Origin of the sequence: Colwellia sp. 12G3 (genome assembly GCF_002836775.1) — a bacterium.
In the GTDB taxonomy this organism is placed as follows: Bacteria; Pseudomonadota; Gammaproteobacteria; order Enterobacterales; family Alteromonadaceae; genus Colwellia.
This window is the reverse complement of the sequence record NZ_PJAQ01000066.1, coordinates 272,399-289,639: the sequence shown is the minus strand read 5'-3', so window position 1 is coordinate 289,639 and position 17,241 is coordinate 272,399. Positions and strand designations below refer to the sequence as shown.

The following is a 17,241-nucleotide window of genomic DNA, read 5'->3' as shown; positions in this document are numbered from 1 at the left end:
AATCATGTTAACTGACAAGCACATAGACATAATAAAAAGTACTATTCCCCTTTTAGAAAATGCAGGTCCCGCGTTAACGGGTCATTTTTATCAACGATTATTCACCCATAATCCTGAGTTGCAAGATATCTTCAATATGGCTAATCAACACTCGGGTAGACAACAAGTTGCACTGTTTGAAGCTATAGCAGCCTATGCTAAAAATATTGAAAACTTAGCGGTATTAACCACAGCAGTAGAACGTATTGCGCAAAAACATACTAGTTTCAATATTAAAGCACCGCATTACGCGGTTGTCGGGCATCACCTTATCGAGACATTGCGAGAATTAGCGAGCGACGCTTTCACTGCCGATGTTGAAGAAGCATGGACAGCAGCTTATCAATTTTTATCACAAATATTTATTAACAGAGAAACCGAACTATACCAAGAACGTGCTGAGACATTAGGTGGCTGGCGCGACGCCAGAGCATTTACTGTGGTAAATAAAATAGTTGAATCGAAGTTAGTAACGAGCTTTATTTTTGCACCTGTTGATGACAAACCAGTAATAGGCTTTAAGCCTGGCCAGTATCTGGGTATTGAAGTCTGTGATCCAAACCGAGAGTTTAAAGAAATACGTCAATATTCTTTATCTGATAAAGCCAATAATGAAACCTATCGAATTTCAGTAAAACGTGAAGCAAACGAAGTACCAGGTATTGTTTCAAACTATTTGCATGATGAACTACATATAGCTGATAAAGTAGACTTATACGCGCCCGCAGGTGACTTTTTCTTTACTGACCGACAAGCACCTGTGGTATTGCTTTCTGCCGGTGTTGGCATAACCCCTATGCAAGCAATACTAGAGACATTAGCTCAACAAGATTATAACCATGCAGTGCATTATTTACATGCCTGTGAAAACAGTGAACAACATTCATTTTCATCAAAAACAGCTGGCCTTATTGAAGAGAATAATTGGCAGCAAGCTATTTGGTATCGAGACGAAGTGAATGAGCAATCGCATATTCATCACGGTATGATGGATTTAACTAAGGTAGAATTGCCAATTGAACACGGAAACTTCTATCTTTGTGGACCTATTCCGTTCATGCAGTTTGCCAAGCAACAGTTACTAAATTTAGGCGTAGTTATGGAGAATATTCACTATGAAGTGTTCGGTCCTCATGCGGATTTATAGCTGATACTAGCATTTTAAAATCTCACTAAAATATCAGCTACAATGAATGGTCACAACAAAATAAAGCAGCACTTAACCGTTGCTGCTTTATTTAATTAGTTGGTCGGTGGAGTATGATCTTAATGTTAAATAGTGAACGTAAATTAGGATGTGTACTTATGTCATTGATAGCCACTCAACTAGCCCCAAAAAAAGGTTCTTAGCTCTGCTATTGTCGGCTGAGATCTGAAGATCAAACTGCCGTTAATTAGAATATTTGGCGAATGCCGTATATGATTTGATTCAACTAGCTCAATATTTTCTTCAACATATTCAACACTATAATTTATACCCACATCTTCTAGCTTGCGCTTAAGGCCGGGTAAGCAAGAATCAGTATGTGTTACTAGAAGTTGTACATCCATCGTTAGCTCCAATTTAGCAATTTATGAACTTCATCTCTCAGTATAGCTATATATTTTACTTTATGAATTTTAGCTACCCCCTAGCCGTTAAGGTTTAATGGTGACCTTTTATTAGTGTGACACTATTAACTGATCGGAAAAATATCAATAATCCCCAATAAAACCTCCGTTGCCAAACGTATTTCCTATATTAAAGGTTTGTCCATTCTATTAGATAAAGTGAGCAATGCGCGGCCTTTTCAGTATTAACGATGTGCTTAAATGCTTTATTCACAACAATGGTTATTTATTCGCTGCTGTAATTAGTCATCATCGGATGGTTTGTGCTCTTAGCTAATATTTCAGCTGAGCTGAAAAGGTATTAACTGGAACTATTTTAACAGTAGCCTATACTACCCCGCTGAAAGCCTGTGTTAGTAGTAAATTGAACGGAAGCCGAAGCCAATGACTAATCCTTTGATGATTTCAATACTGGAATATTTAAGAAAGCAGAACAGTTCATGCTCGCTAATTGATTTGGTGAATCTTTGTGAACACGACTTTCTTTCACTTATTCTAAAGGATGTCGATCCCCAGATAGTCATTTTTCAAAAGAACTTTTTTGTAATGAATGCACTTTATCAAATTCAACGTGATATTCAAAAAGAGGGATTTTCACTAACCATTTTTCCATTAGAAATCGGTATGATTCCGAATCATATCGGCGCTGAAAATACACTGACCACGCGCGATACTGACTTGGCTAGCTACTATTTGGACTGGTCTAATTTGAATAACATCACTATTGAAGAGGTTGAGACACTCTTTTCTAGTTTTTGGCAAAGATATAGTGCTGTAGATAAGGTCAATGCTGCTCTGACTACCCTAGGAATTGACCAAGAAGTAGATTGGTTTGAAATACGTCAGGCTTATCAAAAGAAAATTATTACTAACCATCCTGATAAAGGCGGCTGTGCAGATGACTTTATCGAAACCCGAAAAGCCTATGAAATTTTAAGGTTTAGTTATCGTGGAACGTAACGCTAACTTTGTATTTATTTATCTGTACGTTAGCGTTAGCTAATGTGATCCCCCTCCCAATGACGACCGTCTATTTTATCGAACTCGCTAATTTCTTTAGGTACTTACGTTAATAGTCCGCTGTATAGATGCCTGACTAACACCAACCTCTTTTCCAATCTCTCGCGATGTTAAACCCTCACCATGTAACTTCATTATCCGTAAATGAATAACCTCAGTAATTGCATTAGGAAGGCCAAAAGCAACAGCATAACCATTCTTAGGTTCCTTCTTTTTAGCGATGAAAGGTCTACTTATTGGTAGTGCTTTTTTTCGTTTTTTCTGCTCTATTGGAGCCGTTGGTGTGATTTTATCGGGTATTGGTGCTGTTTTCTTATGCTCAATCAATAGCGGTATAGCTTTATTTAGTGCTTTTTCTACCGCGCGGGTAATGATATTTTCAAGTTCATCATGCGTTAAATTAATAGTATTATTTTTTTTAGAAAATTTCACTGCGACATTCTGCGACTTTTTAGCTAATCTATTCTGAGACACCTTAGATAACGCACCGAAAACACGTATTAATTCCGTAATCTCAATTTGTGGATTACCTAACGAGTCATTTGCCATGGTTAACTTTCCATTAGCTATGTATCGCTGAATTGTTCTTCGTGACTTCTTTACTAGCAATGCGCTATCAGTGATGTTGTGAGTAGCCATACAAAACCTTTTTTATTGTTATTTTACTGCGACATATTAGATGCTTTGATGAGAGGATAGTCAATACTAGATAAAATAAATTCACACTGATTTTTGGATTCGGTACTACGAATCTATCACACAGCTTTGAGTTTAAAAGCCTATTTATACTTCTAGATAGACCATGCGAACACACCCATTGAAGAAACAAGGACTGAAGCGTCCGCATACGCATCGAAATAATGCTTTGAGGGATAATTTTTAACGTTCATATAACAGTCAATAACAACGTTAACTAACCTGTTTATTAGGCCAATTTATTTGGGTTGTTTTTCTATATATAAAATATATCGTTGCGCTAAATTAGCACCCAAGCGATAGCCTATATAGGTTGCAATGAACCAAATGGTAATGCTCTTCATCTCAAACACATTAGGCCAATAACTAAACCATAATAATGATTTGATCATATTAATAAACGATTCAATGATCATACTGAGAATGGCATCAAAGGTGAGTAAATTAATAAATGATTGCAAACCCGTTGCATGAATTAAAAACTGTACTGTTTGCTCTAATTCTATATAAATAAAGGTTAATAGTGAAAGTAGTCCATAAAAACCACCACCAAAAGTTACCCATTTAGAATGCAAAAACAATAAGTTTTTCTTGTTGATTTTTGATAGCTTTTTATCGGGATTTTTTTTATCTTTGAAGGCATCTTGAATTTTAACATCAGAAGTCAGATAGCCTTTATGATAGGCATAATACACCATTAGAAACGTAAATATTTGTACTGGCAAACCAGCATAAAAAATGGCCTTGATTAAATCCATATTCATTTGTAATTATCCTAATTCAATTAGCGTTTAATCATTCCGTATTAGCATGCTACTTTATGACAAAGTATTTAGTCTCGCAGGTTTACCATTTCACTCTTCTTGTTTTATTTATTTTTCTTTATCTTAGAAGGCTTTACCGTTCATAAACCAGACAGCCAATTCTATGTTATATTACGTTAAGATAACAAGGTTGCTTCGCATAGAGTTTCGTTAATTTCATAGAATTAAAGACGCCCTGACGATGTCTGCCGCTAGGTTTGAGTAAAAATGAAGAGTTAGCTTATTTAGTGAGAATAACCCGAGCAGAAAGTCAGTGGTGATCGGCATTAATAATTAAGGTAGTTCAACAAGGAAAACTGAAGTCTATTCCAAAGAAGGAGTTGTATTCACTAGTCATTGGTTTAGACATTATAGTCTTAAGCTATTAGTGATGAAGGGAACCACCACCTTCATTGAAAAGCGGTGGTTATTTTAGCTTTAGTTCACTTCAGTTAGCTAGGTTATTAGTGGACAGTAATCAGCCACTGCTGATTACTGCCGCCATGGGTATTGTACAAATGAACTTCTTTATTGCCATACAAGTCGAATGCTAAACCAGTAAAATTAACGCTCGTAACAGCCTTACTGTCATTGTTATAAGCCCAAGCTTGATTATTAATGTCAGCACAGCTCGCTAATATCAATTGTGCGCCATTACCAAGGCTATCAACAGCAATACACATTGAAGCATCTGCCGCCGTGTGTAATTGACCATCATCTCCCCAGTTCCACAGCGTGTTGTTATCATTGCTACATACCGCACTGACAATTTTTTGCCCTGCTAAGCTAGCGCCAGCATCAATACTTAAACATTCAGTGTTACTCTTTGACTGAAGTTCAATGTTTTGATAGGTAAGTTTAGTTGGATCTAGGTCATAACTCAGATCTTGGTTATCGCCAATACCATCACCGTCGGCATCATTACTTTCATTAGGATCATCAGGGAAAATATCGTCCGCGTCGATAATGCCATCACCATCTCGATCATTAATCGCTATTGGCGCTTTATCTAAGCCCAAACAGTAATCATTACCTGAGGTATTATAAAAAGTAGGTGTTATAGGAGCATAGGCAAAACTAGCGACCTGCGATGACGCCGCACTGCTAAAACTTAGGCCCCACATGGTTAAAAGCTCACGATAATCACGTACTGTCACTGTAGAGATAGCAATGACTAACCAGTCATTGTTGTTGAGCGCTTGCGCCTCTGCACGAGTGAAACTGCCAAAACCTAAACTATCACGTTTCGCTAACCAGTCATTATCGTTATTATCTGCACGTTCAAATTCACGTAATAGAATGTGCAAACGGGCTAATAAATGCCAGCCATCAAGCAAGTCACCTTGCTCTTGTGCTGCCATCATCATCTGCACATATATCGCCATGCCTTGACTCCAACTAGTTAGACTAGCCGCTTGCATATGAGCAAAAGCATCAGCCTCGAGAAGGCTTGCTTTTAAAGTATTAAACATATCCTGCGAGGGTAAGCTCTGGCATGACGAAGCGGTGTTAGTAAGTTTATGAAATTGTGTTTTCGCGTAATACGAATACGGATTTGTTGAAGCGTGTCCATCCCAGCCTGAAAATCTAAACTTGCTCTTTTCTAAACCATGGCCAAATTCATGTATATCACCATGTCCTATAGGGCTGAAATTCCAACCGGCATCATAAGGATTTCCTGAACAACCTGAGCCACAAGTAGGTTGGTCGGCATTCATATGTTTAACATAATCTATGCTATCAATACTCCAACCTTTATCGTTCGCAAAATCATGAATTTCGGCCACTACATCAATACCAGGACCTTGAAAACCCGCTAATACATGAGCGAAGTTATGAATATATTGCTCTGTACCCGCTGCAATTTCGGCGGCGCTTGGAAAATAAACATTACTTAGTGATGCATTCATTTTTGGTAACTGAGAATGAATTTCAAAATTGGGCGTAACAATCTCTGCCCAATCAAAATCTGCAGCCGTCATTTTTTCAGCAAAACTTTCATTATCGGAAGCGCTTGCCCAATGAGGGTGTTGACCGATATTACTAAAGTTAATTGCCACCGCTTTATCATTCACACTAAATTTAAGTTGCACTGGTCCGCCATAAGGTGAATTTAACGTGATAGTTTCACCTGATTCAATACTAACCGCCACGGACTGTAAATATTTCGGTCTGTTATAACCATTGCCATCAAACTCATGGGTTGATGCTGAGCGTTGAGTATTAATAAAGACAGAAACGTCTACTTCACTATTATCAGTACGACTAATCGTCATTGTTTGACCTGGTAACGCATAGACTCCCGTTGAACGAAAACTGACTTTACTCGTAATGTTTAACGTTTTGCTTGAAGGCGTGACATGACTAAAATCAGTGCGACTAAAATTTCCTAAATCTTTTTGCAGCATATTAAAGTCGCGCGTGTTGTAAACCAGATGATCAGCAAAATATGCTTGTAAAAACTCATTCGCGGGTGTTGTGCCAACATTCATTGGGTAGCTAATAGATTGGCGATAAAAATCGGCTAGTAAAACCAATAATTTCTCAATTTGGTATAACTCACTGGCAAAGATATCAACCTTGTCTCGGTCAAAGCCATTCATTGAAATGCGAAGGCTTTGTACTATGGCTTTAAAATCAGAGTTAAAAGCATCATCACAAGTTGTTGCACAGCTACTGATATCAAAAGAAAAAACCTTTGCTTTTAAGTCAGTAACTAGCTGGTAAATATCATTGAGTTCCCAACCTGCCGCTAACATTTGTTGGTAGTTATCCCACGTCGCTGTGTCTTGGCTGAAATAGTTACCCGGTCCGCCAGAGCCTTGCATAATCAGGTTCATTTGCGACAATATTGATACCGTTAACGCGTTTGAATTCCAACTATGTAAATGTACATATAATAAGGCGGCATCATTTGCTTGTGCACTTTGGAGTGCAGCAAGGGCTATCTCACTACTAGCATCGTTATTTGAACCCGTAATCACTAAATCAGCATCACTAAGACAGTTGTTGAGCTCACTTTCAATAGTACAGTGAGTAACTGTCCAATTGGTATACTTAGCTGTTAACCATTCGCTGGTTCTCCATGCCGTAGTGCCATCCATCAAAGCTAATTTGACTGTTGTTTTATCCGCTAACGTTGCACTGTCACGTTTAAGTAACCAAGCCAACAAATTAGCAAAGTGAGGTTCATATTCTAAATACGCCCCATCATAAAAGCTTCTGATGATGTTGGTACCAAAAGCTGCGTTATGTTGACCATTGATATTCACTGCCGCCGCTAAATTAAGGCCTTTGTTGCCACGAATAAGCGGGTAAACACCTTCACGCTGTTTAAAACTAACAAACTGAGAATGTTGACTAGGCAAATAACTGATACTGCTATCACCATAAATAGCTTGTAAAGCTTGTTCATTCTCGATTTTTTCTGCTTCAATTACCGACAATATGCGATTTAGAATCGACTCAGGAGTATCTGGTAATAAAGAAGGATCGCCAGAGATCATAGCTGCGCTGACTTTATCTTGCACAATAACGGTAATGCTATCTGCTTCACTGTTTCCCTTAGAATCAGACACCGTTAGCTTAAAGACTAACTTACTATCGTGAGCGATATTACTCAACGCCACCGTTGCACTAGCACTATCATGTGAAGTAATTATGACTGTATCACCGCTTACTTGGCTCCATAAATAGCTTAAGCCGGCTAGATTAGTTGAGCCTGTTAACGTTAATACTTCATTATTATAAAGGGTGATATCTGTCCCCGCATCGACGGTTATAGCTTCACTAACAGGATCCGTATCTGGCACTATCTCCTCTGGCGGGTTACTTACTGCTGTTTCTTCACTTCCACTACCACAACCGAATAATATCGTTGTACACAACAATACTCTTAGATATTTACTACTATTAATTTTGATCAAAACTCACGATGCCCTATAAATGTTATGACTACTCAATTAACAACCATTCAGCTAACTATGTTTATGCTTTATTATAAATAATGATATTTATCGACAAAAATTACTTTATTAATAAAAACAGATAAACTTAATATGATTATCTTAATAGCGCAAACCATTTCGCACCTTCGTTATTAAAACTGAATAATAATCACTCAATAAATATGAGAGGCACGGGTTACTGGTTTGACTTTACCTGAAAACCTATTAAATCTTCATTCATCAAAACGGTTAATTTCAGTACTATTCAGACTGTCACCCTTCAAAATCAAGACGAATTATTATTTTCTAATTAAACCGTTTCATAGATTAAATACCATGCTTAAACAGCATTAAAGAATTATTGTTTCCAAAAAAAGGGTAATTTAGAAATTAAAAACTCCCTCACCGCGATTTACATAGCTAATACGCAAAACAAAACCGACAACATCATGAAATAATTAACTTATGTACAGCATTGTTAATTACTGGCATTTCTCAGTAAGCATTAACAACATAACTTGAGAGAATTTCATGACCCTATTAACTAAAAATACAGCACAGCCACTTAGTTTAATTTACCTAGATGCTAATGCCACCACTCAAGTTTTACCGCAAGCGGCCGCTGCAGCTTTAGCGACCATGGAAACACTTTTTGGTAACCCGAGCAGTAGTCATATTACCGGCCTTCAAGCCAAACAGATAATGGATAAAACCAGACAACAAGCTAAAAAAATTGTCGGTGCTGGAGCAGGTAAAATTATATTTACCAGTGGCGCAACTGAAGGCATTCAAACGGCTATTTTGTCGGCATTACTGCATGCAAAAAAAACACTAGATGCCACTAAAACCTATTGTCTTTTATATGGTGCAACTGAGCATAAAGCGGTACCTGAATCACTTAAGCACTGGAATGAAATTCTTGAGATAAACGCCGAAGTAAAAGCGATCCCCGTAGATAGTATGGGTCAACTTGATATGGACTTCATCGCTAAAGAAGTACCAAATGCCTTGATGATTTGTACCATGGCCGTTAACAATGAAACCGGCGTTTACCAAGACATAAGTTTATTAGACGAAACCATACGGTCCAATAACCCAAGTACAGCGTGGATGGTAGATTGCGTGCAAGCGTTAGGTAAAACAAACGTAGACTTAGCACAAACCAGTATTGACTATGCCCCTTTTAGTGGACATAAGCTTTATGCTCCTAAGGGTATTGGTTTTATGTACGTTAAAGAAAACGCACCGTTTACCGCTATTATTGCCGGTGGCGGTCAAGAAAGCGGTCTACGTTCTGGCACCGAAAACTTACCGGGTTTAGCTGCGTTAAGCGTAATATTTAGTATGTTGTTAGGTGAAAGTGAATCTAGCTTTGCTCCAGTAGAAACCTTACATTTATTTCGCCATCAAATAGTCTCAGCATTAACACAAGCTTTCCCTGACATTGTTTTTAATCATAGTTTTGAAAACTCAGTAGCAACCACCATTAATTTTGCGATTCCTGGCTTTAGCTCTAAAGAGATTATGGATTTATTCGACGCGGCAAATGTTCGTGTTAGCTCAGGCTCAGCTTGTAGCTCTAAAGTAACACGTAGTTTCGTCTTAGATGCCATGGGGCTGCCTGCATGGCAAAGTGAATCCGCTATAAGAATGTCATTTGGTCCCGCAATGACCCAAGGGGAAATTGACATAGCTTGTAGCCGAATAATTTCAGCTGCCCAAGCATTGGTACAAAGCTGTCTCACTCTTGACACAAATAGTATTGATACGCATACCATGGACGCAAATAGCATCACCGATAAAACTGAGTTAGATGGTCTGGTGCAATTTAAAGTGGGTGGCAGTTGTAGTTGGTTATATGTCGATAAAAAAACGCAATCAGCTCTGTTTATTGACCCATTAGCTGAAGTTACTGCACGTCTGCAAACATTACTGACTTGTCGAGGACTTGATTTAGTCGCAGTTATTGATACCCACGGCCATGCAGATCATGAGTCTTGCCGTACAAGTATTGCAAAGGAGTGTTTAGCTAAGCAAAAATCTGACGCTCTTGGCTGGCCAGCTGATGCGAACAAAACAAACATTAATGGTCAAGAATACCAATACATCACCCTAGGTGATAAGTGGTTGGTTAAAGTCGAAACACCTGGACATACTGATGACAGCATTAGCTTATTATTATGTGAACCAGTCACTGATCCAACAGAAAAATTACAAGTACATTATGCCTTTTGTGGTGACCTAATTTTAATGGACAGCCTTGGTAGAACAAATTTCTCAACCAGCAGCGCACCAGCAATGTACTCAAGTTTACAATTAGTAAATGCATTGATTGGCAAGGATAGTCTTATTTGTCCTAGTCATGATTATCACAACGAATTTACTACCAGTATTGCCACGGAAATAGCACGTAACTCGCTACTCAGCCAAGTAATGAAATGTGAAATAAATACTGAAGAGTTCTCTATTGAAAAAGTAAAAATGGATAAAAAAATTATTGATGAGTCAGGCAGTGAAATTATGTGTGGCGCGCTCAATAGTACTTTAGGCGGTGCTTGCCAGAAAGTTGTAGTACGCGAATATAATAGTGCTAGCTTAATTGAAGCAGTAAAAAAATCGAATAAAATGAAGTTGATTGATATCCGTGAACCACATGAATATGCTCTACAACACGATGAAAAATTCACAAATAATGTGCCTTTGACTCGATTAGTGCAATTTGTACAAGAGCATCAACAGGATAAAAAACAAGAGTTAGTCTTAGTCTGCCGCAGTGGTAGTCGCTCTCAATTAGCGGCTCAAGCACTAGGTCGGTTAGGTTTTGAAAATGTAGGACACTTGAAAGGTGGTTATGCTTTACACCAGTACTAATCATTCATTCAACTATAAATGGTTAAGGTGACAGTTCAAGTTATCTAAGACTTGGCGCAAAGTGTGACGTACTAAACTGGCTAAGATTGGGATATATCAGGTGTCTAAATATATGCCAAGCGATAGAAAAGGTAGTTTTCTATCGCTATCAGCCATTCTAGTTATTCATCCTCCGCCAGCCATATTCTGTAATAGTCGCAATCTTTGTTGCTCCTGTTCAGAAGGTTGATAGGGCGTATGACTTAAACTAGACACCTCAAAATCTTTTATTACATATTTCTTAATGTCGCTATTTCCGTATTTTTTTGGTTTTCCTGGTGCTGGCGACATTAATTCGATTGAGAAGGTCGATAAATAAAATGGTCCTTGTTTCCCTTGTAATACAGATTGATGCGCTTTTAAATTTATATGAGCATTGCCTATATTGAGTTTTTCTTTACTTACTAAGTGTGCAATGGGTTGGTTGTTCGCATCAAATAAGTTTGCCCGTACTCGATATAGGCCTTTCTGTCTTGTCGTTAGGTTCGCTTGCAGCACCATATCTGCATCTTGATTAATTGCTGAATTGAACCCTTCTAGGGTGGCGACTGAATCAACATATTTCAGCGATAACGCAATGGTAATATTTTTACCATTAACAGTTGCTTTTATTGTCGCTTGCAGTTGCGCTGGGAAATCTTGTTTGCCGTCCAATTGTGCATACCAACCCTTTTCATCTTGTTCAAACTTGCTGGTTAATAATAATTTTCCGTTAGTCAGGTCAACGAGTTGCAGTTCAGCATTGTCAATTTTTTCTCCTGTAAGTGTCGCTAACACCTGCTCTGGATAGGTATAACGATACTTTGATAATGACGCTGTGACTTGAGTCCCTTCATCGTCCACAGGAATTGATTGTGGATTGAAATGATTTGGCTGCAAACGATCAAAATCTTTATCGGTTAGTGGTTGAGAGTATGAGGGAAAAGTTAATTCTGCGGCATACGCTTTGGCGACTAGGGTCGCTGAATCATTTGACGTTATTTTTTCTGACGTAAGTGCAAGTACAGCATTAGTTTTAACCGCTTCAACTGGCTGATGTGTAACTTCTAGGCGTGGCATTTTTGTTATTGGTTTATTAACCATTATGTGTTGCTGTGGTATTGATGGCCAAAAAATCCAAACAGTGACAACAACAATACTCATTGTCACCATGCGTTTTAAAAATTTGCTGTTTTTCATAATTCATTCACTTTCCTGTTTAATAGGCTGTTGAAATTTCGTGATTTACTTAGAAATAACAACAGCCCTACCTATATTGCTTAGTTAGGAATCGCGTCATAAATTAGCGTTGACATACTGTCATTATTTGAATTTTCTACGTATAGATAATTGCTTTTCCACAGCCACCAACCAGAAGTTTGGGTGTAGGTATCAAAATGAATACTCTCGCCAGATAACAAGTTTTTCTGATCACTTGCTGCGGTAACTTTACCTGCTTGCTGTGTTTCAAGTAATGAGCCATGGCTATAGTCTTCACCCATAAGCATTGGATAATGGTATGGCATAAAACCTGAAACAGCATTGTCTTGATTAGTAATTTTACCGTTAAAGGCTACTTGCGAACTACAACTGCCAAAATGTCCTTGGCGATTTCCGCCACACGAGGAATGGCTGCCAACAACACCGTCATCATGACCTTGAATAAATGGGCTAGTAACCCCTAAGTATTCACTTGAATCACCAACAAAGCGTAAACGAGGAATTCTAGCATCAGGAAATGGTGCAAGCTGCCTCGCATTATTGACTTTTAAATCATGCAGTACGCCCATTTCATCACTAAGGTCGCCACCTAACCAGGCTTCTAAAGCCGCCTCGATAAGAAAAGTCCAACTTTCAGTGTTTTGAGCAACACTTACCGCTAAATCTGCGAGTTCACTGCCACCACCAGCACCAGCAATATCAAAAGTAGCAACGATATTAAGTGGTGCTAAGCCAGCATTTTCTAACCATGTTTCTTGGTTCTCAATTATATAACGCGCCACTAAATCACCGGTAGAGTGAGTGACAAATATACAGCCAGGATCACAGAAGTTACTTTCTGAAAAAGATTTTAACTTTGGCCAAAGATAATCTGTTGCAATTTTACCTTCGATTCGTTCATATGAGGGCCAATCAATGCGGGCATCACTTAGATCATTCCAATAACCTTTCCAATAATTTTGGCCACTTTCGGTGACATTACCGTCGGATATTAATTGTTGTGGCTGTAAGCCATGGATAAGCACTATTTTATATTCTTTGCTGTACGCGTCAGTTGAACAAAGTGCTAAACCAACGGCTACAATAGCAGCTGAAATTTTGATTATATTCATATTTTCCCCAATCTTTTTTATAATTATTTTTATTATTGTAATTTAAACTGGTATGACGTTAGACCAGTCGAAATCACAATAGATTAGTGGTCTTTTTTTATCCAGCCAGTGATTATTTATAACGTGAATATTCAAAATAACCAAAAACCATAATGGTAGGTACTATATATAAAATGAAGATTACTAATGATTGGTTAGACGAGGGGGAAATGGAGGTGAATTTATACTATTTGTAGCAAACACATGAAAATATAGGAAAATAAAAAACCAGCACAATTGCTGGTTTTGTCTTTAACCTACTCGCATCGAGCATAGTTAGTTAGTTAGTTAGTTAGTTAGTTAGTTAGTTAATTAACTTCTCTTGGGTTTTATTTACTTGGTTAGCAATACTTAATAACGCTATGCCATCAAAAATAAAGGTAACGCCAATAATAAGACCAATAATCCAAGCACTGGAAAATGGCCAGTTTGTCAGCACAACAACACCTAGCACAAGCGTGATAAAACCATTTAATAAACTAAAAATTTTAGCTGATGATTGCAGCTCAAAAGAAAGTACCATAGAACTAAAACCACTAATTAAAAAATAAATAGCAATTAATAAGCCTAATACCCCAAGAATGATGGCTGGATGCATAAAAATAATAAGCGCTAATGCTGCCAAAACAAAAGGCTTAAACCATAAAGACATGTGCTGTTTTTTATTATGCCAAGCATTTAGAGCGAGCGCTAAAGAGGCTAATAAAAAAATTCCGCCCACAAACGTATTAAAGGCCATACCTATAAAGTTGGGGAGCAAAATACTTAAAACACCTATGATAATCATCGTCATACCAATCACTTTTGTATTTTTTATAAAAGCTAATTTTAGATGTTGTGCTGGTGTTTCTCGCGTTACTTCAGTTACAGATTCAAATGTTTCTTCAGTTGTTTTTTCTGAGCTAGTTGCGCTATCTGTCATGGGAGGCTTATCCTTAAATTGACACATTATTTTTTGTTAAAACTAAAGTAACAGAAGCAACTAATAAACTGTATTTATTATTCAAATGATACTAGTTGTCATATTACTGCTATTCCCGCCACTCTTTAGACGATCGGTTTCAACGTTAAGCATAATGGGAGCATCGTCTGAGTTAGTAGTCGATAGGTGTGCAGTTTCTAGAAGGCCTGTCTTGGCGCTGAAAAACTACCCGTTATGAGTTATTGGCACGCTATTTATTAGCAAATTGCGCTAAGGCAAAGTCGATAAATCAATGCTCTTTTTTAGCTACCTAGTGCCTTTATTATCTTGTTATTACTTACATTATAGCTTCACTCATTGGTTCATAAAATTGGCTGAAATTTATATGAAAGCGCTGCTGGTCGCGGTACTTTTCGGTAGTCTTTTATTAGTAATCAATCAATTTGATACTTTATTTTCTCAATCAAATATACCTTGATACCGGAATATTAACCTATAGCGCTCCTTTTATAGTATTTGCACTTGGGAATAATAAGTAGAACTGGTAATAGGAAAAGGCCCTTTCTACCATCCATATACTTAATAACTCTTTGTGACCTTCAATACCCCCTTTATTTTATATTGCTTTCAACGCTAGATTTACTAAACAGTTTTTAGTCATTGCTAAATAAAATGCTGCACGCTTCTTTTGTACGAAAATCACACAAAAATTATCTATACGTAATATACATGACCTTAATTGGTTAGAAAAAGTCGTCACTGGTTAATGTTAACACTACAGAAAAGTCTATGATTAAGGGAGAAATTGGAAGCCCTACCGCAGTTATTAGTTTATCGAATACTAATTGTGAATTATATGAGATAAACCTACATTGGAAGTCTATGGAACCGGCTAAGAATCTAAGTTCAGAAATCACTCATAGTGAAAAATATGGTTATGCGACTAAATATCGCGTAGATGGCAGTTGGATTCGACTTATTTATATTGCTTTAAAACAACAAAATTTACCCGCAGATGATCTATTAGAGTCGGTAGGTATTGATGTCGCTACTTTACATGAATTAAATTTTATTCATAAGGACGTGGTGATAAAGCTTTACGATAGCATTGAAATATATAACGGCTTAGATGCGTTACCTATTTCAATTTTTCAGGTTTTTCAACTTCACTTTTTACGTTATACCGGCGTGATAATAGCTGATGCAAAATCTGTTAGTGATTTACTAGAAAAAATTATCTTTGCTAGTGAACAAATGCACGAATTGATTAAAGTTGTGACCACAGTTAAAGCAGAGCACACCTCATTAGTCATTTCATCGAGGGTTGAGTTATTTAGTTTGCATAGAACGACATTGGAAATTGGTCTATGTTTAGTGCATAAAATGATAAATCAAATGTTTCCTTTTAATTCAGATATTATTTCAAATGTCATTATAGATTTGAAAAGTAAAAGACAGTGTTTAGAAAATATATTTGATTGTCCTGTGATTTATAATGACAGAGCTGAATATATTATTGTATTTAACAACAAGGCATTAGCTACAACAAATATATTCTCGACTCATGATCTTGGTTTAGAGCCCTTCATAGATAATAAGTTCTCAAAGTCAGAGTTCAAAATATTTTCTGATATTGAGCGTTTGATTGTGGAAAACATTGCTTCGAATAATTTAAATATCGTCTTTGTAGCTGACAAGATGTACGTGAGCGTAAAAACGTTACAACGACAATTAAAGCGATTTAATACCGACTTCAGTACCTTGTTAAAAACAAAAAAGATTAAACATGCACAAATGCTGTTAAGAGAAAACACACTGACCTTAACCCAAATTACTTATAAATTAGGTTTTAACTCGCCATCGAGTTTTTCAAGAGCGTTTAAGAAGTGGACCGGAGTTTCTCCTTCCAATTACCAATAAATAATCCAAAGGACTATCTCTAAGATAATACCTTCATAATAATAGGGTAAAAGGATCATGATTATAACTTTTTTAACAATGTTGGTACTCCTTTGTTTAAGTTAAGTCATCGCGTTAATAAACCAATATCTTTGTCTAGAAGTATTCTAGATGTCATGCCTATCCCCGTGGCAATATTTGATGTTGACTGTAAATTGCTTCACGCCAATATGACGTTTTCTCAATGGTTTATTCTTAATTCATTTGGGCTTGAAAGCCTCGAACATACATTAAATATAATTAATGAGTTAATGTCTGATGAGCTGGAAATGATATTGTCAGAGGTGATGACGAATGAAGAAAGTAATTACATCAAAGAAATAGTCATTAGAACTAAAATTAGCCCGCACAAAACCTGTAAAACGTCTTTCGCCAATATTTATTGCAATAATAAAAGTCATGGCGTGATTATGTTTTTTGAAGACAAAGATCATGAAATTGAAAATATAGCGCTTTATAAGGAACAGGCTCAATTAGATCAACTCACCAATACACTTAATCGTTTTGGCTTTTACGAAGCATTCAACCGAGTTACCCATCAAAGTATCAATCACAAGTTTATTTACGCTGTGATGATTGTCGATATAGATAAATTAAAATTACTCAACGATCTTAAAGGTCATCAATATGGTGATCTTGTGATACAAAATACCGCGCAAGGGCTTTTAAAAGAATTGAGAACAGAAGATATTTTGGCGCGATGGGGAGGAGATGAATTTATCATAGTACTTACTAATATATTCTCTTTAAATCATGTAAAAAAGTTGTCGCAACGACTGGCAATGAGTGTTGCTGAATATAACGTAGACCAAAAAACATCTAGTTCAATCTCTTATGGCCTCGCGGTTTGGAAAACACACGGTGAAACATTAGATGATTTAATTGGGTTCGCAGATAAAATGATGTATGAGCAAAAAAACAATAAATAACAAACATCTAATCAATATTAAAAATCAGTAACTCAGTAACTATTACTCACTGAG

At 37.0% G+C, this 17,241-nt stretch carries 12 protein-coding genes; 5 read left to right on the top strand and 7 right to left on the bottom strand.

The window, feature by feature from the left end; all coding sequences use genetic code 11:
• Positions 1-4: 4 nt before the first annotated feature.
• A complete protein-coding gene (hmpA, locus tag CXF71_RS15600) occupies positions 5-1,186 on the top strand; it encodes an NO-inducible flavohemoprotein (RefSeq protein WP_101233869.1) in 1,182 nt (393 codons plus the stop codon).
• Between the two features lie 179 nt (positions 1,187-1,365).
• On the opposite strand, the gene CXF71_RS15595 is transcribed toward hmpA, so the two are convergent.
• Positions 1,366-1,590 (bottom strand): hypothetical protein, encoded by a 225-nt coding sequence (locus CXF71_RS15595; RefSeq protein WP_101233868.1) that lies wholly within the window; start codon positions 1,588-1,590, stop codon positions 1,366-1,368.
• Between the two features lie 444 nt (positions 1,591-2,034).
• Between CXF71_RS15595 and CXF71_RS15590 the strand changes: the two genes are divergently transcribed.
• Entirely contained in the window at positions 2,035-2,610 is a 576-nt protein-coding gene (locus CXF71_RS15590) for a DNA-J related domain-containing protein (protein ID WP_101233867.1), read from the top strand.
• 96 nt (positions 2,611-2,706) lie between these two features.
• On the opposite strand, the gene CXF71_RS15585 is transcribed toward CXF71_RS15590, so the two are convergent.
• The 3 genes from CXF71_RS15585 to CXF71_RS15575 form a co-directional block, all read right to left on the bottom strand.
• Positions 2,707-3,309 (bottom strand): hypothetical protein, encoded by a 603-nt coding sequence (locus CXF71_RS15585; RefSeq protein WP_101233866.1) that lies wholly within the window; start codon positions 3,307-3,309, stop codon positions 2,707-2,709.
• A gap of 296 nt (positions 3,310-3,605) precedes the next feature.
• On the bottom strand, positions 3,606-4,130 hold the full coding sequence (locus tag CXF71_RS15580; protein WP_101233865.1) for a hypothetical protein: 525 nt from the start codon (positions 4,128-4,130) through the stop codon (positions 3,606-3,608).
• Between the two features lie 503 nt (positions 4,131-4,633).
• The gene (locus CXF71_RS15575; protein WP_101233864.1) at positions 4,634-8,056 is read right to left on the bottom strand and encodes an ImpA family metalloprotease; all 3,423 of its coding nucleotides are present in this window, start codon (positions 8,054-8,056) and stop codon (positions 4,634-4,636) included.
• A 591-nt stretch (positions 8,057-8,647) separates the two neighbouring features.
• Between CXF71_RS15575 and CXF71_RS15570 the strand changes: the two genes are divergently transcribed.
• Positions 8,648-10,987, top strand: a complete 2,340-nt coding sequence (locus CXF71_RS15570; protein WP_101233863.1) for an aminotransferase class V-fold PLP-dependent enzyme — start codon at positions 8,648-8,650, stop codon at positions 10,985-10,987.
• 165 nt (positions 10,988-11,152) lie between these two features.
• Here the strand turns inward: CXF71_RS15570 and CXF71_RS15565 are convergent, their stop codons facing one another.
• From CXF71_RS15565 to CXF71_RS15555, 3 genes are all read right to left on the bottom strand, one after another.
• Complete coding sequence (locus CXF71_RS15565) at positions 11,153-12,205, bottom strand: hypothetical protein (protein ID WP_101233862.1); 1,053 nt, start codon at positions 12,203-12,205, stop codon at positions 11,153-11,155.
• Positions 12,206-12,285: 80 nt separating this feature from the next.
• Entirely contained in the window at positions 12,286-13,338 is a 1,053-nt protein-coding gene (locus CXF71_RS15560) for a hypothetical protein (protein ID WP_101233861.1), read from the bottom strand.
• A gap of 343 nt (positions 13,339-13,681) precedes the next feature.
• Positions 13,682-14,299 (bottom strand): HdeD family acid-resistance protein, encoded by a 618-nt coding sequence (locus CXF71_RS15555; protein WP_101233860.1) that lies wholly within the window; start codon positions 14,297-14,299, stop codon positions 13,682-13,684.
• A gap of 789 nt (positions 14,300-15,088) precedes the next feature.
• On the opposite strand from CXF71_RS15555, the gene CXF71_RS15545 reads away from it, so the two are divergent.
• Positions 15,089-16,219 (top strand): helix-turn-helix domain-containing protein, encoded by a 1,131-nt coding sequence (locus tag CXF71_RS15545; RefSeq protein ID WP_101233858.1) that lies wholly within the window; start codon positions 15,089-15,091, stop codon positions 16,217-16,219.
• Positions 16,220-16,311: 92 nt separating this feature from the next.
• Positions 16,312-17,187, top strand: a complete 876-nt coding sequence (locus CXF71_RS15540) for a sensor domain-containing diguanylate cyclase (RefSeq protein ID WP_157826778.1) — start codon at positions 16,312-16,314, stop codon at positions 17,185-17,187.
• Positions 17,188-17,241 lie beyond the last annotated feature (54 nt).

Excerpts from the sequence above, each read along its gene's own strand:
- hmpA (WP_101233869.1), top strand. The coding sequence starts at position 5 with ATGTTAACTGACAAGCACATAGACATAATAAAAAGTACTATTCCCCTT.
- CXF71_RS15595 (WP_101233868.1), bottom strand. The coding sequence starts at position 1,590 with ATGGATGTACAACTTCTAGTAACACATACTGATTCTTGCTTACCCGGC.
- CXF71_RS15590 (WP_101233867.1), top strand. The coding sequence starts at position 2,035 with ATGACTAATCCTTTGATGATTTCAATACTGGAATATTTAAGAAAGCAG.
- CXF71_RS15585 (WP_101233866.1), bottom strand. The coding sequence starts at position 3,309 with ATGGCTACTCACAACATCACTGATAGCGCATTGCTAGTAAAGAAGTCA.
- CXF71_RS15580 (WP_101233865.1), bottom strand. The coding sequence starts at position 4,130 with ATGAATATGGATTTAATCAAGGCCATTTTTTATGCTGGTTTGCCAGTA.
- CXF71_RS15570 (WP_101233863.1), top strand. The coding sequence starts at position 8,648 with ATGACCCTATTAACTAAAAATACAGCACAGCCACTTAGTTTAATTTAC.
- CXF71_RS15565 (WP_101233862.1), bottom strand. The coding sequence starts at position 12,205 with ATGAAAAACAGCAAATTTTTAAAACGCATGGTGACAATGAGTATTGTT.
- CXF71_RS15560 (WP_101233861.1), bottom strand. The coding sequence starts at position 13,338 with ATGAATATAATCAAAATTTCAGCTGCTATTGTAGCCGTTGGTTTAGCA.
- CXF71_RS15555 (WP_101233860.1), bottom strand. The coding sequence starts at position 14,299 with ATGACAGATAGCGCAACTAGCTCAGAAAAAACAACTGAAGAAACATTT.
- CXF71_RS15545 (WP_101233858.1), top strand. The coding sequence starts at position 15,089 with ATGATTAAGGGAGAAATTGGAAGCCCTACCGCAGTTATTAGTTTATCG.